The 16,976-nt window shown below is 65.1% G+C and carries 14 protein-coding genes, 1 tRNA gene and 1 riboswitch; of the genes, 6 read left to right on the forward strand and 9 right to left on the reverse strand.

Annotated elements, in window-relative coordinates:
• Positions 1–3: 3 nt before the first annotated feature.
• Positions 4–681, reverse strand: a complete 678-nt coding sequence (locus AB5K84_RS01190; protein WP_011083424.1) for an LON peptidase substrate-binding domain-containing protein — start codon at positions 679–681, stop codon at positions 4–6.
• 115 nt (positions 682–796) lie between these two features.
• Positions 797–1,720 (reverse strand): thioredoxin, encoded by a 924-nt coding sequence (gene trxA / locus AB5K84_RS01195; RefSeq protein WP_028174970.1) that lies wholly within the window; start codon positions 1,718–1,720, stop codon positions 797–799.
• Between the two features lie 274 nt (positions 1,721–1,994).
• Between trxA and AB5K84_RS01200 the strand changes: the two genes are divergently transcribed.
• From AB5K84_RS01200 to AB5K84_RS01215, 4 genes are all read left to right on the forward strand, one after another.
• A tRNA-Gly gene (locus AB5K84_RS01200) sits at positions 1,995–2,069 on the forward strand.
• 76 nt (positions 2,070–2,145) lie between these two features.
• Complete coding sequence (locus AB5K84_RS01205; RefSeq protein ID WP_038965112.1) at positions 2,146–3,132, forward strand: NAD-dependent epimerase/dehydratase family protein; 987 nt, start codon at positions 2,146–2,148, stop codon at positions 3,130–3,132.
• 381 nt (positions 3,133–3,513) lie between these two features.
• The gene (locus AB5K84_RS01210; protein ID WP_011083420.1) at positions 3,514–4,806 is read left to right on the forward strand and encodes a PQQ-dependent sugar dehydrogenase; all 1,293 of its coding nucleotides are present in this window, start codon (positions 3,514–3,516) and stop codon (positions 4,804–4,806) included.
• 189 nt (positions 4,807–4,995) lie between these two features.
• Positions 4,996–5,589 (forward strand): c-type cytochrome, encoded by a 594-nt coding sequence (locus AB5K84_RS01215; RefSeq protein ID WP_011083419.1) that lies wholly within the window; start codon positions 4,996–4,998, stop codon positions 5,587–5,589.
• 189 nt (positions 5,590–5,778) lie between these two features.
• Here AB5K84_RS01215 and panE read toward each other — a convergent pair whose 3' ends face one another.
• The 4 genes from panE to AB5K84_RS01235 form a co-directional block, all read right to left on the reverse strand.
• Positions 5,779–6,702 carry a 2-dehydropantoate 2-reductase gene (gene panE / locus AB5K84_RS01220; RefSeq protein ID WP_011083418.1) on the reverse strand — a complete coding sequence of 308 codons (924 nt, stop codon included), beginning with the start codon at positions 6,700–6,702 and terminating at the stop codon, positions 5,779–5,781.
• Between the two features lie 119 nt (positions 6,703–6,821).
• Positions 6,822–7,430 (reverse strand): 2-hydroxychromene-2-carboxylate isomerase, encoded by a 609-nt coding sequence (locus AB5K84_RS01225; RefSeq protein ID WP_028174966.1) that lies wholly within the window; start codon positions 7,428–7,430, stop codon positions 6,822–6,824.
• 108 nt (positions 7,431–7,538) lie between these two features.
• Entirely contained in the window at positions 7,539–8,888 is a 1,350-nt protein-coding gene (locus AB5K84_RS01230; RefSeq protein WP_171463729.1) for an MATE family efflux transporter, read from the reverse strand.
• 90 nt (positions 8,889–8,978) lie between these two features.
• Positions 8,979–9,575, reverse strand: a complete 597-nt coding sequence (locus tag AB5K84_RS01235; RefSeq protein WP_011083415.1) for a DUF2239 family protein — start codon at positions 9,573–9,575, stop codon at positions 8,979–8,981.
• Positions 9,576–9,724: 149 nt separating this feature from the next.
• On the opposite strand from AB5K84_RS01235, the gene AB5K84_RS01240 reads away from it, so the two are divergent.
• Positions 9,725–10,390: a glutathione S-transferase family protein gene (locus AB5K84_RS01240; protein ID WP_011083414.1), complete on the forward strand. Its 666-nt coding sequence runs from the start codon at positions 9,725–9,727 to the stop codon at positions 10,388–10,390.
• Positions 10,391–10,486: 96 nt separating this feature from the next.
• On the opposite strand, the gene AB5K84_RS01245 is transcribed toward AB5K84_RS01240, so the two are convergent.
• Positions 10,487–11,782: an MFS transporter gene (locus AB5K84_RS01245; RefSeq protein WP_011083413.1), complete on the reverse strand. Its 1,296-nt coding sequence runs from the start codon at positions 11,780–11,782 to the stop codon at positions 10,487–10,489.
• Positions 11,783–11,880: 98 nt separating this feature from the next.
• A complete protein-coding gene (gene ggt, locus AB5K84_RS01250) occupies positions 11,881–13,632 on the reverse strand; it encodes a gamma-glutamyltransferase (protein WP_011083412.1) in 1,752 nt (583 codons plus the stop codon).
• A 98-nt stretch (positions 13,633–13,730) separates the two neighbouring features.
• Here ggt and AB5K84_RS01255 point away from each other — a divergent pair, with 98 nt between their 5' ends.
• Positions 13,731–15,116: an MFS transporter gene (locus AB5K84_RS01255; protein WP_011083411.1), complete on the forward strand. Its 1,386-nt coding sequence runs from the start codon at positions 13,731–13,733 to the stop codon at positions 15,114–15,116.
• Positions 15,117–15,244: 128 nt separating this feature from the next.
• On the opposite strand, the gene purH is transcribed toward AB5K84_RS01255, so the two are convergent.
• Positions 15,245–16,837 (reverse strand): bifunctional phosphoribosylaminoimidazolecarboxamide formyltransferase/IMP cyclohydrolase, encoded by a 1,593-nt coding sequence (gene purH, locus AB5K84_RS01260; protein WP_011083410.1) that lies wholly within the window; start codon positions 16,835–16,837, stop codon positions 15,245–15,247.
• 25 nt (positions 16,838–16,862) lie between these two features.
• A riboswitch (ZMP/ZTP riboswitch) is annotated at positions 16,863–16,945 on the reverse strand.
• Between the last annotated feature and the right edge of the window lie 31 nt (positions 16,946–16,976).

Here is a 16,976-nt window from a genome sequence, read left to right on the forward strand (position 1 = left end):
CCCTCACTGCAACGGCGGATCGCCGCTGGTGCGCTTCTTGGCGAGGTCCATCTCGGTCACCGCGATCAGGATCTCGGCGCGGGTCTTCAAGTCGGGCGCCTCCAGCATGGCCTGCTTTTCCGCGGGGCCGTAGGGCGACATCATCGCCAGCGCGTTGACCAGCGCCTCGTTGGGCGCGCTCTCGACGCCCTCCCAGTCGACCTTGAGATTGTTGGCCTTCAAGAAGTCCGCCAGCACCGCCAGCAGCGCCTCGCGATCGACCTCGTCCTCGCCCATCCGCGCGGTGAAGTCGTCGACATAGGTGAAGAAATCCACCTTGCACTGCCGGTAGGCGGTGAGCACCTCGAGCTCCTCGACCACCTTGAAGCGCGAGACGCCGGTGAGCTCGAGGATGTAGCGGCCGTCGCCGGATTCGGCGAGCTGGGTAATGCGGCCGACGCAGCCGACGCGGAACAGCGCCGGCTTGTCGGAATTCTTCGGCGAGTGCGCCACGTCAGGCTGGATCATGCCGATCAGGCGATGGCCGTCGCGGAAGGAATCGTCGACCATCGCGAGATAGCGCGGCTCGAAGATGTTGAGCGGCATTTGGCCGCGCGGCAGCAAGAGCGCGCCCGGCAATGGGAATACCGGAATGATCTCCGGAAGGTCGGCGGGCCCGCGATATTCGATGTTGATCGGCATCTGGTCCCCGCTGAAGTCCCGCGCGCTAGAGCATGATCCGGAGCCGGAGGGCCGCGTTGGCGCAAATTGCGAAGCGGTTTTCCGACAAGATCATGCTCCAAAAATAGCCGCGCGCCTACGAAAAGAGGATGGTCGACAGGCGCTTGCGCCCCTCGACGGTTGCATCATCCGTGCCGCCCCAGGCCTCGAAGAACTGCACGAGCTGCTTGCGGGCGCCGTCGTCGTTCCATTTGCGGTCGCGCTTGATGATCGCGAGCAGCTGCTCGGTCGCGGCTGCCCGGTTGCCCTGCGCGTTGAGCGCGGTCGCGAGATCGAAGCGCGCCTGATGATCGAGCGGATTTGCGGCGACTTTCTGTTCCAGCTCCGCCACCGGCCCCAGCTGCTCCGCCTGCTCGGCGAGATCGATCGCGGTCTGCACGGCCTTCACGGCGGGGTCGTTGCGCTTGGATTCCGGCACCATGGCCAGCGTCTGCTTGGCCTGCTCCATCGCGCCCGAGACGGTGTAGCACTTGGCGAGGCCCGCGAGCGCCGCGATGTTGGTCGAATCGTGCGAGAGCACCTCGGCATAGATCTGCGCCGCGGCGGCGGCGTCGCCCTCGGCGAGCACCGCCTCGGCCTCTTGCAGGATCTCGGCGATATTGGGCTCGCCCGGCGCCGTCACGCCCTTGGTCAGCTTTTCGATGAAGGCGTTGAGCTGGCTCTCCGGCACCGCGCCCATGAAGCCGTCGGCCGGCTGGCCGTTGACGAAGGCGATCACGGCCGGGATCGACTGGATGCCCATCTGGCCCGGGATCGCCGGGTGCTGGTCGATGTTCATCTTGACCAGCTTGACCTTGCCCTTGGCCGCCTTGACCGCCTTTTCCAGCACGGGGGTGAGCTGCTTGCAGGGGCCGCACCACTCCGCCCAGAAATCGATCAGCACCGGCTGGCGCTTCGATTCCTCGATGACGTCCTTCACGAAGGTCTGGGTGGTGGTGTCCTTGATCAGATCGGCCGCAGCCGGGCCCGCCGCTCCGTTACCCTGGTCGATGATCGTCACGGGATTCCCTCGTCTCATGTCTGGAATGGCGGGTCTTTAGCACGTCGCCAATGCATATGCTTCGTTGTCGGCTCCTAAATTGGGCCGGGGCGGCCGAATTTCAATCCGTCGCGGCCGATTCGCCGGTTCCGGGGCATTTTCGGTCGATTTGGCCAATTTCGGGGTCCATATAGGCCCGAAGATACCAATCTATGCCGCCGGTAGCTGTTGCATTCCCCTCCCGCTTTTGGCATACGACAGCCGTTGCCGGCGCGTCACGCGACCGACACAGGATGCGGGTGTAGCTCAGTGGTAGAGCACGACCTTGCCAAGGTCGGGGTCGAGGGTTCGAGCCCCTTCGCCCGCTCCAATTTTTCCCAGAGCATCCAGCCAAACCGGGTCGGGCCGTGGTTTTCCACGCCGCTGGCGGCTGTATTGGGTCTGCAATGACAATTCTCATCACCGGCAGCGCTGGCCATCTTGGGGAGGCCCTTCTCCGCACGCTCCGCGGGCGCGGGTCCGCTGTGCGCGGGGTCGACCTGAAGCCATCGCCCTTCACCGATGCCGTCGGCTCGATCGTCGATCCGGACTTCGTGCGGTGCCAGATGGACGGCGTCACCGCCGTGATCCACACCGCGACGCTGCACAAGCCGCATGTGGCGACCCACGGCAGGCAGGATTTCGTCGACACCAACGTCACCGGCACGCTCAATCTGCTCGAGGCGGCCGTGGCCGCCGGTGTGCGCAGCTTCGTCTTCACCAGCACCACCAGCGCGTTCGGCTCGCAGCTCCGCCCCGAGGCCGGACAGGCCGCGGTGTGGGTCACCGAGGACCTGTCGCCGGTGCCGAAGAACATCTACGGCACGACCAAGCTGATGGCGGAGAGTTTGTGCGAGCTGTTCTTTCGCGAGCGCGGGCTGCCGGTCGTCGTCTTGCGGACCTCGCGCTTCTTCCCCGAGGACGACGACGATCCTTCGATGCGGTCGGCTTACGCGTTGGACAACGCGCAGGCCAACGAGCTGCTCTATCGCCGGCTGGATATAGCGGACGCGGTGAGCGCCCATCTGCTCGCCGTCCAGCGCGCGCCCGACCTCGGCTTCGCCCGCTACATCGTGTCGGCCACGAGCCCGTTCGAGCCGCACCATCTCGTGGCGCTGGCGCGCGACGCGGCCGGCGTCGTGCGCGAGCTCTATCCGGATTGCGCGCAGCTCTATGCGGCGAACGGCTGGCGCCTGTTTCCGCAGATCGATCGCGTCTACGTCAACGATCGTGCGCGGCACGAGCTGGGGTGGCGGCCGGAATTCGACTTCGCGCATGTGCTGCACAGCCTCCGCGCGGGACAGGATTTTCGCAGCACGCTGGCGCGCGAGATCGGGTCGAAGGGCTATCATGACGCGGTGTTCGACGACGGACCTTACCCCGTCGCCTCGTAAGCGCCGAAGTTGCTGTTTTGCTCGACGCGTCAAACGTCTGTCCGGCGCCACCGGGCGCAACATGGTCTTTGCCGTTCTACTGTGCATGGGGTTGTTTTCGCGTTTTTTGTGCGGCTGCCTCTCCCACTGCCCGAAAATCAGCCACGCGCCATGTCGATGCCGCGTTGCAGCGAGGCCGTTTTCGTCGCCGCGTTCGCGTTCGGAGAAATTCCGCCTCAATTTTTATTGAGCGCAACCGCAGTGCACGCGGCGCGCTTCTCACCGCTCGCAGATGTGCTAACCTTTTTGCGTCTGTCGCCTCGACAGGCTCCAAACTTCGCCTCTCGACTAGCAAAACAAAATAACGTGCAGCCCTGACGGCTGCCTTAGGGGAGTGACGCGATGAAATTCCATCAATCCGTCTTTCAATCCGTCTTTCAATCCGTCCTGGCGCTTGCAGCGGTTGCGCTTCTCGCGGGGACCAGCGCCGGCAATGCGCAACAGCAGGACAAGAACAAGCCGCTGAAGAAATACGAATCCGGCACCAAGGAGTTCTGGACCCATCCGCCGGATGACTGGTTCCTGGGCGACGAGACCGAGGCGCAGAAGGGCCTCGCGCCGCCGTCGGGTCCGCCGACCGGTGCGTCGGAGGCCGAGCTCGCGGCGATGATGAAGAAGATCAAGCTGCCTGCCGGCTTCAAGATCGAGGTCTATGCACCCGGCGTTCTCGCCGCGCGGCAGATGGCCTGGGGTGACAAGGGCACGCTGTTCGTCGGCTCGTTCGGCCTCGGCAACGTCTATGCCATCAAGGACAACAACGGCAAGAAAGAGGTCAAGACCATCCTGAAGGGGCTGAACATGCCCACCGGTCTCGCCTTCAAGGACGGCGCGCTGTACGTCATCGCGGTCGACAAGCTGATCCGCTACGACAACGCGGAAACCAATCTGGACAAGCTCGGCGACGGCAAGGTCGTCTATGACGACATGCCTTCCTATGCCGCGCATGGCTGGAAGTACATCGCAGTCGACAAGGAAGGCTGGTTCTACCTGCCGTTCGGACCGCCCTTCAACGTCGGCGTTCCCCCGACCAGCGTCTCGCAGATCCGCCGCGTCGATCCCAAGACCGGCAACGCCGAGATCTATGCGCTCGGCGTTCGCAACTCGGTCGGCGGCGACGTCGATCCGCGTACCGGCAAGTACTGGTTCACCGAGAACGCCCGCGACTGGATCAGCGACGATCTGCCCAGCGACAAGCTGAACATGATCTCGAAGATGGGCGAGCATTTCGGCTATCCCTATTGCCACCAGGGTGACCTGCCCGATCCGAAGTTCGCGATGGGTCACAAGTGCTCCGAGTTCACGCCGCCCGTGCTGAATCTCGGTGCGCACGTCGCTCCGCTCGGCATGAAGTTCTACACCGGCGATCAATTCCCCGCCGAGTACAAGAACAACATCCTGATCGCCGAGCACGGCTCCTGGAATCGCCACAAGTACCAGGGCGGCCGCATCATGCGCGTGATCGTCGGGCCCGACGGCAAGAATGCCAAGCAGGAGGTGTTCGCCTCCGGCTGGATCGAGGGTGACCAGGGCTATCTCGGCCGTCCCAACGACATCATCCTCGCCAAGGACGGTTCGATCCTCGTCGCCGACGACTGGGCCGGTGCGATCTATCGCATCAGCTACAGCAAGAAGTAGCGCGCGGGCGAATCAAAGGCTGCGGTGGGCATGAGGCGGCCGCAGCCTTTTTCGTGAATGACCGTCGTTCCGGATTGCGCGCCCTTGCGCGCAAGTCCGGAACCCATAACCACGACTGGTGGTTATGGATTCCGGGCTCGTGCTTCGCACGCCCCGGAATGACAATCTCGATAGATCGGAATCCCCATCATGCGCCGGCAGTTCATCTCGCACGCAATCAGCGCGATTGCGCTTGTCACGCTGGGCTTCTGCCCGGCCGATGCCGCCGACACTGCCGCCGGCAAGGCCAAGGCGGAGGTCTGCGCCGGCTGTCACGGCGAGAACGGTATCTCGCAGACCGAGAACATCCCCTCGCTCGCGGGCCAGCCCGATCAATTCCTGCAATGGCAGCTGGTGTTCTTCCGCGCCGGCTCGCGCAAGAACGACCAGATGCAGCCGATCGTCGAAGAGATCAACAACGAGGACATCCGCAATCTAGGGGCTTACTTCTCGCAGCTCGCGCCGCCGAAGGGGCCGGAAGACCAGGATCCCGATCTGTCGAAGAAAGGCACACAAGTCGCGGCCGGTCGCCGCTGTGCCTCATGCCACACGGACACTTACGCGGGCACCAAGGCCGTCGCGCGCCTCGCCGGCCAGCGCGAGGAATATCTCGTGAAGGCGCTGCACGACTACAAGGCCGGCCAGCGCGTCGGCGGCGGCGTCGCCGCGATGGCCGATGTCGCCTACGCGATGAGCGAAGAAGAGATTACGGCGGTCGCGCATTATCTGGCGCATTTGCAGTAGCTCCACACTCCGCCGTCATCCCGGACAAGCGCGCCCCAAGCGCGCGCAGATCCGGGATCCATAACCACAGAAAGATGTGGTTATGGGGACTCGGAGTGACGACGTCGCGTACGATGTATTCTCGTGGTTATGGGTCCCGGATCTGCGCTTACGCTTGTCCGGGACGACACCCGAGTGTGTAGCGGGCCGCTACCCCGCCCGCTGCTTCTCATACGCCTTCAAATGCGTATAGGCGATGCGCAGCTTCGGCAGCGGCACCTTGGCGGCATCGCCGCGTGCGATGAGATCGCCGACGACGTGATCGGCCTCGACCGGCAGGCCGGCCTTGATGTCGCGGAACATCGAGGCGGTCATCGGCGAGCCCTCGGTGGTGAGGTTGCCCTTCACCCGCTCGAAGAACGGGCCTCCTGGCGGATAGCCTGACGCGGTGGCAATCTCACTGGTCTCATCGAGTATGCCGAGCAGGAAATCCCTGCCGCCGGGGGCGGCGAGGATGTTGCCGACGGAGGCGCGCATCAGGCTGGTGGAGGCCGCGAGCGAGGAGAGGAACACCCACTTCTCCCACATGTCCTGCATGATGTTCTGGCTGGCGGTGGCCCCAACGATGCCGCTCTTGAAGGCTTCGTCGATCGCCCGGACCCGGTCGGACAGCTTGCCGTCGCGCTCGCCGTAGCTGATCGCCTGCATCGGCTGGAGCTGCACCACCTCGCGCTTCTCGCTCAAGGTCGCTGCGATGGCGCAGAGCCCGCCGAGCACGCGCTCCTTGCCGAACCTGGCATCCAACGTATCGAGATGCTTCATGCCATTCAGCATCGGAATGATCGCCGTATCAGGCCCGACCGCCGCCGCGAACGACTTGATGGCATCGTCGAGATCGAACGCCTTGCAGCTCAGGAGCACGACGTCGAACTTGTCCTTCAGCTTGTCGGCCTCGACCGTCGGTGGAGCCTTCAGAGTCACGTCGCCGTTCGGGCTCTTGATGACGAGGCCGGCGCTCGCAAGCTCGCCGGCGCGCCGCGGCCGGACCAGGAAGGTGACGTCGCGGCCGGCCTGCAACAGCCTGCCACCAAAATAGCCGCCGATGGCGCCGGCGCCGACCACGAGGATGCGCATGGGATCTTCCTTGTTGTTGCTCTTATCGCTTCTTGGACGTCGCTCTGACCTGGTGCGCAATTGCGACTAGGCCAGGATGGCATCGGGGGAGATTGCTAGCTTTCCGGGAGATGCGGGAATCACTTTCCCGATACCATCTCCTCGACCTCGCGCAGCTGCTCCTTGCCAAAAAACATCTCGTTGCCCACGAAAAAGGTCGGCGAGCCGAACGCGCCGCGCGCGACCGCCTCTTCGGTGTTCTTGATCAGCTTGCCCTTGACCTCGGGCTCCTGGGCGCGGGCGAACAGCTTTTGCGCATCGAGGCCGGAGGATGCCAGCGCCTTCGCCGCGATTTCCGGGTCGTCCATCTTCTTCGGCTCGCGCCACATGTGGTGGAAGGCGGCCTCGACGTATTTCTCGAACACGCCCTCGAGCTGCGCCGCGATCGCGGCGCGCATCAGGTTCAGCGTGTTGACGGGGAAGTGCGGATTCCAGACATAGGGCTGAACCTTGAAGCGCTTGATGAAGCGCTCGGTCTCGACCGCCTGGAATTCACGCTTGTTCTTGACGCCGGCGAGCGTCTCGGCCGGCGACTTGTTGTTGGTCGACTTGAAGATGCCGCCGAGCAGGATCGGCACATACTCGAATTTGACGCCGATGCGCTGCTCGATCGCCGGGATCGCCAGATGGCTGAGATAGGCGTTCGGGCTGCCGAAATCGAACAGGAATTGCGGGGCTGTGCGGGTCAAAATCGTTCTCCCTGACCTGACTTTTGATCTGGCTTTTCGTCCATTCTGGCGCAGCGCGCGCCACAGGTCCACCGTTTAATGATGGTCATAATACCTTGATGATCCGGCTCAGATCAGACGCCGGATCGTCCGCTTGCGCCACACCAGGAGATAATAGCCCATCTGCAAAACGAACATGGCGCAGAACACGATCGGATAGGCGGCCCATACGCCCTTCAGGCCAATCGTGCGGCTCAGGATGACCGCGGCCGGCAGCTCGATCGCGAGAATCGCGAAGATCGAAAGCAGCATCGGCGTCAGCGCCACGCCGGCGGCGCGCATGGCGCCGGAAAACACCGTTGCCAGGCCGAACGGCACCGAGCTCCACAAGGCGATGGTGAGCAACTCCTTCGCCAGATCGAGCACGGCGCAATCGGTGATGAAGATGCCGAGCACGGCGCGTGGCGCGAGATAGATCAACGCCACGAGGCCGCCGGTCAGGACGAGGTTGAACGCGAGGCCTGTGCGAACGATGCCGTCGAGCCGGTCCCTGTCGCCGCCGCCGACGGCCTGTGCGCCGAGGATCGAGACTGTGATCGAGATCGACATCGCCGTGAACTGCGTATAGCCCATCACCTGGTTGACGGCGCCATAGGCCGCGGTGGCGTCGGAGCCAAAGCCGTTGACGAGGCCGAGCAGCACCAGCTCGGCGATCGCCATCACCACCATGCCGATCGCGCTCGGCAATCCGATGCCGAGGACCTTGCCGAGCACCGCGCCGTTGAGCCGCAGATGACGCAGCAGCGCGGCATCGGGAGCAAGCGCATGTTTCTTCCGCAGCAAATAGAGGGCCAGCACGATCAGCGTCGCAATGTTGGCGATCGCGGCAGCCCATGCCGGGCTGGTGATGCCGGCCGCCGGCAATCCGAACGCGCCGCGGATCAGCATTGGCGTCAGGATCAGGCCGATCGCGGTCGACAGCGCCAGCGCCAGCAGAGGCGTGAGCCCATCGCCGACACCGCGGATCATCGCCGTCATCAGCAGGAAGACGAAACCGAGCGGCATCGTGAGCAGCATGACGCGCGCATAAGCGCTGGCCTGGTCGAGGATGTCCGCGGGCGTGGCGAGCGCCATCATCAATGGCCGGCTGAACAGCCCGCCGACCAGTGCAATCGAGATCGAGAGCAGCAGGCCGACCGCGAGCGTCGTGCCAACAACGATTTTGATCCGGCCATGTTCACCGGCGCCAAACGCGTGGCCGATCAGCACCGTGGCGCCGGTGCTCAAGCCCATGACGAAGGCGAACAGAAAGAACATCACCGGAAAGAACGCCGAGACCGCCGCGAGCGCGTCGACGCCGATCATCTGGCCGAGATAGACGTTGCTGACCGTGCCGAACAGCGATTGCAGCGCGTTGCTCAGCATCAGGGGCGCGAGGAAGCGCAGGAATGTTGTCCAGAGTGGCGTGGCGGCGGACATGGATTTGCCTTTCATCAGGACGTGCGAAGCCGTTGCCGCGCGAGGCGCGGCTTGGGCCGTCGATAGGGTTGAGGGAAAGCGCCGCGCGGTTTACGCGCGGTCGCTGTAGGCGAGCTTGACGATGTGGTCGCGGATGTCGGTCGGCCAGTCGGCGATCAGCCCGGTGAAGCGCCGCCGGTCATCCGCGAACAGCGCCCGCGAAGCTTCCTCGAACTGCGGCAGGTTGCCCGCCATGGTCGACATGAAGTGATAGGCCGCATCGCGCGCCTGCCGCTCTCGGTCCTTGTCGCCACTGGCACGCCGTGCCTCGTCGACGAGTTTCCGCAGCGCGACCGAGGCGCCGCCCGGCTGCGCGTTGAGCCATTCCCAGTGCCGCGGCAGCAGCGTTACCTCGCGCGCGACCACGCCGAGTTTCGGCCGGCCGCGCCCGCGCGGCTCGCTCGGTGGTGCGGTCTCCTCAACCGGAGGCGGGACAAGCTTCGCCACCCGCGCCAGCACCTCGCGATCGCCGCCGCGCAGATCGAAGTCGATCGATCGGCCCGTAGCGTCCTCGAAGATGATGATGGGCTCGTCCGGCGGGGGCACGATCCGCTTGACGACCAGTGCGACCTCTCCGGCCGACCCGGACGCCAGGCGGCGCTGGCCCTGGAAGGCCGTGAATGTCCTCTGCATTGAAATCATTGCCATATCCCGATGACGTTGATCATTTAATACCCGGGTAAATTATCGGCGTCAATATACCCGGGTTAAAATATCCGTCCGGATGGCTCGACATTGCGTTCCCGGGCTGGCACGTACGCGGCGAACAGACCACGCCTAGCCTGGGGATCCCGCCGATGCTGACCGTCCATCACCTCAACAATTCCCGCTCGCAGCGCGTGCTGTGGCTGCTCGAGGAGTTGGGCGTGCCCTACGAGATCGCGCGTTATCAGCGCCAGCCCGACATGCGCGCGCCGAAGGAGCTGCGCGCGATCCATCCGCTCGGCAAGTCGCCCGTCATCACCGACAACGGCAACACCATCGCCGAGTCAGGCGCGATCATCGAATATCTCATCGCCACCTACGGCAACGGCCGACTGATCCCGCCGCCGAACACGCCGGAGCGACTGCGCTTCACCTACTGGCTGCACTATGCGGAAGGCTCGGCGATGCAGCCGCTGCTGCTCAAGCTGCTGTTCACGCTGATGCCGAAGCGTGCGCCGGCGCTGCTTCGTCCGCTGGTGCGCAAGGTCTCGAACCAGGCGCTCACCGCGCTGGTCAATCCGCAGCTCAAGCAGCACATGGATTACTGGGAAGGCGAGCTTGCGAAGAGCGAGTGGTTCGCCGGCAACGAGTTCACCGCAGCCGACATCCAGATGAGCTTTCCGCTCGAAGCCGCGCAAGCGCGCGGCGGGCTGGAGCAGGGCCATCCCAGGGCGATGGCGTTCCTGGAGCGCATCCATGCGCGGCCGGCCTACGCCAGAGCGCTCGAAAAGGGTGGGCCGTACCAGGTGGGGCGGTAGTTAGTTCCTGTCATTCCGGGATGGTGCGAAGCACCAGACCCGGAATCTCGAGATTCCGGGTTCACGCTTCGCGTGCCCCGGAATGACAGCCTTCCACTAATCCGCGTGCAGCACGCGACCGCGCGTCTCCGGCAGCGCGAAGGCGGCGATGAAGAACAGCGCGTAGGCTACCACCGCAAACATCGCGATTGCGTTCGCAAGCGACGTCGTCGCCGACAGCGCACCGACGAGGAACGGAAACAGCGCGCCGATGCCGCGGCCGAAATTGTAGCAAAAGCCCTGGCCGGAGCCGCGCAGCCGCGTCGGATAGAGCTCAGTCAGGAACGCGCCGATCCCCGAGAAATAGCCCGAGGCGAAAAAGCCGAGCGGGAAGCCGAGCACCCACAGGATCTCGTTGGTCAGCGGCAGCTGCGTATAGAGCAGCACCACGGCCATGGCCCCGAGCGAGAAGATCAGGAACAGATTGCGCCGCCCGATCCGGTCGGCGAGCCAGGCGCCGGTGAGATAGCCGATGAAGGAGCCGATGATCAGCGTCGAGAGATATCCGGTCGAGCCGACGATCGACAGATGCCGCTCCTTGGTCAGGAACTGCGGTACCCAGAAGGTGACGGCGTAGTAGCCGCCCTGACAACCCGTCGCCATCAGCGACGCCAGGATCGTGGTCTTCACCATCGGGAAGGTGAAGATCTCCCAAAGCTTCGGATGACTGCCCGTTTCCGCATGCCTGGCACGGGCCTCGGCTGCGATCTCCGGCTCGGTGACGGAACGGCGGATGTAGAACACCAAGAGCGCCGGCAGCGCGCCGATCACGAACATCCAGCGCCAGGCCGTCTCGGCCGGCAGAAGCGAGAACAGGATCGCCTGCGAGAGCACGGCGAGACCCCAGCCGACCGCCCAGCCCGACTGCACCGAGCCGACCGCGCGCCCGCGATATTGCGGCCGGATCGCCTCGCCCATCAGCACGGCGCCCGCCGCCCACTCGCCGCCGAAGCCGAGGCCGAGCACGGCGCGTGCAATCAGGAGCTGGTCGAAATTCTGCACGACGGCACAGACCAGCGAGAAGAACGAGAACCAGATGATGGTGATCTGGAGCGTCCTGACTCGTCCGATATGGTCGGAGAGGTGGCCGCCGAGCCAGCCGCCGATCGCAGAGGCCAGCAGCGTCACGGTGCCGGCGAGACCCGCCGAGGCCGCATCGACCTTCCACAGCGCGATGATGGTGCCGATCACCAGCGGATAGATCATGAAGTCCATGCCGTCGAGCGCCCAGCCCGCCGCGCAGGCCCAGAACGTCCGCCGCTCCGGCGCGTTCATGTCGCGATAGAAGGCGAGAAGGCTGGTGTCCTCGATCTCGGCGCGTTCGATGCGCTGGTTCGGATCGGCTGTGGTCATGTGTGTTTCCCCGGCAGTTTCTTAAAAGCCGCGCGGTGGTAGCACGCGCAGCAGCGGGCGCAAGCCGGCGCCCGCTTCCGTGCCATGCGGCGGACGAGTTACTGCCCTGCCGCCTCTGCGCCGCGTGTGCGCGGATCGGGTGCGCCGAGGGGGCCATTCGGTGTCACCGCGATCGAATTGGCGGAAGTCTGTCCCATCGGCTCGACGATGGGATGGTCCATCGCCTTCAGCTCGAACAGGACATCGTCGGGAAAGCCGCGCTCGACGCGCACCTCGTCCGGCAGCCATTGATGGTGCAGCCGCGGTGTGGCAACGGCGGCGGCCACATCCATTTTGTAATCGAGCACGTTCACGATCACCTGGAGCACGGTGGAGATGATCCGGCTGCCGCCGGGCGAACCCGTCACCAGCACCGGCTTGCCGTCCTTCAGCACGATGGTCGGCGACATCGACGACAACGGTCGCTTGCCGGGCCCTGGCAGGTTGGCCTCGAAGCCGACAAGGCCGTAGGCGTTGGACGCGCCGACCGCCGCGGTGAAATCGTCGAGCTCGTTGTTGAGCAGCACGCCGGTACCCTCGGCGACGAGGCCAACGCCATAGCTGAAGTTCAGCGTGTATGTATTGCTGACGGCGTTGCCGCGGCTGTCGACGACGGAGAAATGCGTGGTGTTGCTGCCCTCGCGCGGCGAGGCGGCGGCGGAGACCAGCTGCTTCGACGGCGTGGCGCGGCTGGTGGAGATGCCCGCGCGCAGCTTGGCGGCGTAGTCCTTTGCCGTGAGGGTCTCGATCGGCGCATTGACGAAGGCGGGATCGCCGAGATAGCGCGCGCGGTCTGCATAGGCACGCTTCATGGCCTCGATCAGGAGATGCAGCGATGCCGGCGATCCCTGCTTGAGGTCGGCAAGCTGAAAGCCTTCGAGGATATTGAGGGTCTCCACCAGCACCACGCCGCCGGAGGAAGGCAGCGGCATCGACACGATGTCGTAGCCGCGATAAGTGCCGCGCACCGGCGTGCGGATCACCGCCTGATAGGTCTTCAGATCGGCTGGCGTCATGATGCCGCCCGCCTCGGACACGGCCTTGGCGAGTTTGTCCGCGACCGCGCCCTCATAGAAGCCGCGTGGTCCCTGCGCGGCGACGGCCGCCAGCGTATCGGCAAGGTCGCCCTGCACCAGCCTGTCGCCGTCACTGAGCGGCGCGCCATCGGGGCGCGAGAAGATCCTGGCCGCGGAAGGCCAGCGTGTCAGCCGCCGGTGCCAGCCCGGGAGCGTGTCGGCGATGTCGTCGCTGACGACGAAGCCGTCGCGGGCGAGCGCGATCGCAGGCTCGAGCAATTGCGCGAGCGTGAACTGGCCCGAGCCATATTTTTCCAATGCCAGGGCAAGGCCTGCGACGGTTCCGGGCACGCCGATGCCGAGCGCGGAATCGCGCGACTTCGCAATGTCGGGCTTGCCGTCGGGGCCGAGGAAGATTTGCGGCGTGGTCGCTGCCGGCGCGGTCTCGCGATAGTCGATCGCGATGTCCTCGTTGCGCTCGGCGGAATGGATCATCATGAAGCCGCCGCCGCCGATATTGCCGGCGCGCGGATAGGTCACCGCCATCGCAAAGCCGGTCGCGACCGCGGCATCGACGGCATTGCCGCCGCGTCGCAGGATATCGGCGCCGACCTGCACCGATATCTTTTCCTGCGCCACCACCATGCCGTGCTCGGCTGCAACGGCATGCACCGTGTCGAGCGCCGGCGGGACATAGCCCCGCCGCGCATCCTGCGCGGTCGCAGATGCCAGACCAAGCGCCAGAGTGGCCAGGAAGGCGAAAAACGTCCGCCGGGTCGAAAATGACGACATCATCAAATTTCCGCCGGGTCCTCGGGACAGTTCACACGCGTCGCTTATGCTATACGGTTTGCCCCAAGACAGGCAAAACTGTTCGTGATGAGGACTGCGTGATGACGACGATCGCCTCGGATGCGCGCATGGCCGGCGTGCTGCGGACCTATCCGCCGCGCGCCGCTGTCATCAGCTGGATCTTTTTCGACTGGGCTGCGCAGCCTTATTTCACGCTGATCACGACCTTCGTGTTCGCGCCTTATTTCGCCACCAGCATCGCGCCAGATGCTGCCACAGGCCAATCGCTGTGGGGCTTTGCGATGGCGGCTGCGGGCCTCGCCATCGCGCTGATGTCGCCGGTGCTGGGGGCCATCGCGGATGCCTCGGGCCGCAGGAAACCATGGATCGCGGGGTTCGGCACGCTGCTGGTGCTGGCGTCCTGCTCGCTGTGGATCGGCAAGCCCGGCGATCCCTCAGTCATTCCGCCCCTGCTCACCGCGGTCGCGCTCGCCAGCGTCGGCGCGGAATTCGCCACCCTCTTCAACAACGCGATGATGCCGACCCTGGTGCCGCCCGAGCGAATCGGCCGGCTCTCCGGCACCGGCTGGGCCACGGGGTACATCGGCGGCATCGTCAGCCTGATCATCGTGCTCGGCTTGCTCGCTGCGAATCCCGAGACCGGACGCACGCTGCTCGGCTTCACGCCGCTGTTCGGGCTTGATCCGGCCAGTCATCAGGGAGATCGCGCCGCCGGACCGCTGACCGGGGTGTGGTTCATCATCTTCGTGACGCCGATGTTCCTGTTCACGCCGGACTATCCGGCGAAGCGGCCGGTGCGCGAGGCGCTACGCAAAGGCCTGTCGGAGCTGAAGCAATCGATCAGGAGTTTGCCGCAGCAGAAATCGCTCGCGGCGTTCCTGCTCGCCAACATGATCTACACCGACGGCCTGGTGTCGCTGTTCGCGTTCGGCGGCATCTACGCCGCCGGCACCTTCGGCTGGCACACGATCCAGATCGGCACCTTCGGAATCATGCTCGCGATAGCCGGCGCGTTCGGCGCCTGGCTCGGCGGCAAGCTGGACGATCATCTCGGGCCGAAGCGCGTCATCGCCGGCAGCATGCTGATTCTGCTGCTGTCGGTGGCGGCGATCCTTCTGGTCGACAAGGACAGCGTGCTGTTCGTCAAGGTCGCGGCCCCCCAGCCGGGCGCTCCCCTGTTCTCGAGCGCGGCCGAACGCGCCTATCTCGTGCTGGGCTGCCTCATCGGCGCCGCCGGCGGTCCGCTTCAGGCTGCCTCGCGCACGTTGCTGATCCGCCTCGCGCCAAAGGATCGCATCGCGCAGTATTTCGGCCTGTTCGCGCTGACCGGGAAAGTGACGTCCTTCATCGGCCCACTGCTGATCGGCATGATCACGGCGGTGACGGCCAGCCAGAAGGCCGGCATGGCCGTGCTGGTGGTGTTCTTCGTCGCGGGACTGGGGCTCTTGATGCGGGTGCGGGAGTAGCTTCCCGCCGTCATTCCGGGGCATCGCGGAGCGATGAACCCGGAATCCAGAAGTTGTCGCGCGAGATTCTCAGGTGCGCAATTGCGTACCAGAGTTCGCGCTGCGCGCGCCCCGGAATGACGGCGAAATCAGTGCCTGAAATGCCGCGTTCCCGTGAACACCATGGCGATGCCGTGCTCGTCGGCGGCCTTGATCACCTCGTCGTCGCGCATGGAGCCGCCGGGCTGCACCACGGCGGTGGCGCCGGCCTCGATGCAGGCGAGCATGCCGTCGGCGAACGGGAAGAACGCGTCCGAGGCCACCACCGAGCCCTTGGTGAGCGGCTCGGCGAGCTTCAGCTCAACCGCCGCATCCTGCGCCTTGCGCGCCGCAATGCGAGCTGAATCGACCCGGCTCATCTGGCCCGCGCCGATGCCGACGGTGGCGAGATCCTTGGCGTAGATGATGGTGTTGGACTTGACGTGCTTGGCCACCCGGAACGCGAACTTGAGGTCCCGCATCTCGGCGTCCGTGGGCGCACGCTTGGTCACGACCTTGAAGGTCATGTCGTCGACCACGGCGTTGTCGCGGCTCTGCACGAGCAGGCCGCCGGCCACCGTCTTGGCGGTGAGGCCCGGCGCGCGCGGATCGGGCAGGCTGCCCGCGAGCAGCAGGCGGAGGTTCTTGCGCGCGCCGATGATCGCGATCGCTTCCTCGCTGGCGTCGGGCGCGATGATCACCTCGGTGAAGATCTTCGTGATCTCGCGCGCGGTGTCGGCGTCGAGCGCGCGGTTCATCGCGATGATGCCGCCGAACGCCGAGGTCGAATCGCAGGCGAGCGCTTTGCGATAGGCGCTGACGAGGTCGGAGCCCTCAGCGACGCCGCAGGGATTGGCGTGCTTGACGATGACGCAGGCCGCGGTGCGCTTGGCGTCAAACTCGCCGATGCACTCGTATGCCGCATCGGTGTCGTTGATGTTGTTGTAGGAGAGCTCCTTGCCCTGCAGCTGCCGTGCGGTCGAGACGCCTGGGCGCTTGTCGGGAGTCGCATAGAATGCCGCCGTCTGGTGCGGGTTCTCGCCGTAGCGCAGCGACTGGATCAATTTGCCGCCGAAGGCGCGGAAATCAGGTGCGTCGATCTCGAGCTGCCGGTTGAACCAGTTCGAGATCGCGGCGTCGTAGGCCGCGGTGCGCGCATAGGCCTTCGCGGCAAGCCGCCGGCGCAGCTTCAGCGTGGTTGCGCCCTTGTTGGCGGCGAGCTCGTCGAGCACCGCCTTGTAGTCCTCGGCCTCGACCACCACGGCGACGTCGTCATGGTTCTTGGCGGCGGCGCGGATCATCGCGGGGCCGCCGATGTCGATGTTCTCGATGCAATCCTCGAAGCCCGCGCCTTTGTCCACGGTCGCCTCGAACGGATAGAGATTGACGACGAGCAAATCGATCGGCGCGATGCCGTGCGCCTTCATCGCATCCGCATGGTCCTTGTTGTCGCGGATCGCGAGCAGGCCGCCATGCACCTTCGGATGCAGCGTCTTGACGCGGCCGTCCATCATCTCGGGGAAGCCGGTCAGCTCGGAAACGTCCTTCACCTTGAGGCCGGCCGCGGCGATCGCCTTGGCGGTGCCGCCGGTCGAAACCAGTTCGACGTCATGGGCGGCAAGCGCCTTGGCGAATTCGATCAGGCCGGTCTTGTCGGAGACGGAAAGCAGGGCACGGGTGACGCGGCGGGGATGGTCAGTCATGAGCAAGATCCTCTGTCTTAAGGAGTGTCTATGCCCAGGCGCGCGGCGTCTTAAGTCCCGCGCTTCCCGATGGTGCTCCATCCAAGGTCGCCAGTCGCGCGAGCGAGCGCTCGATAGCAGCTTTCGGCCGTTTTCACAA

The sequence above is a fragment of the Bradyrhizobium sp. 1200_D9_N1_1 genome, assembly GCF_052075915.1.
GTDB classification, from domain to species: Bacteria; Pseudomonadota; Alphaproteobacteria; order Rhizobiales; family Xanthobacteraceae; genus Bradyrhizobium; species Bradyrhizobium diazoefficiens.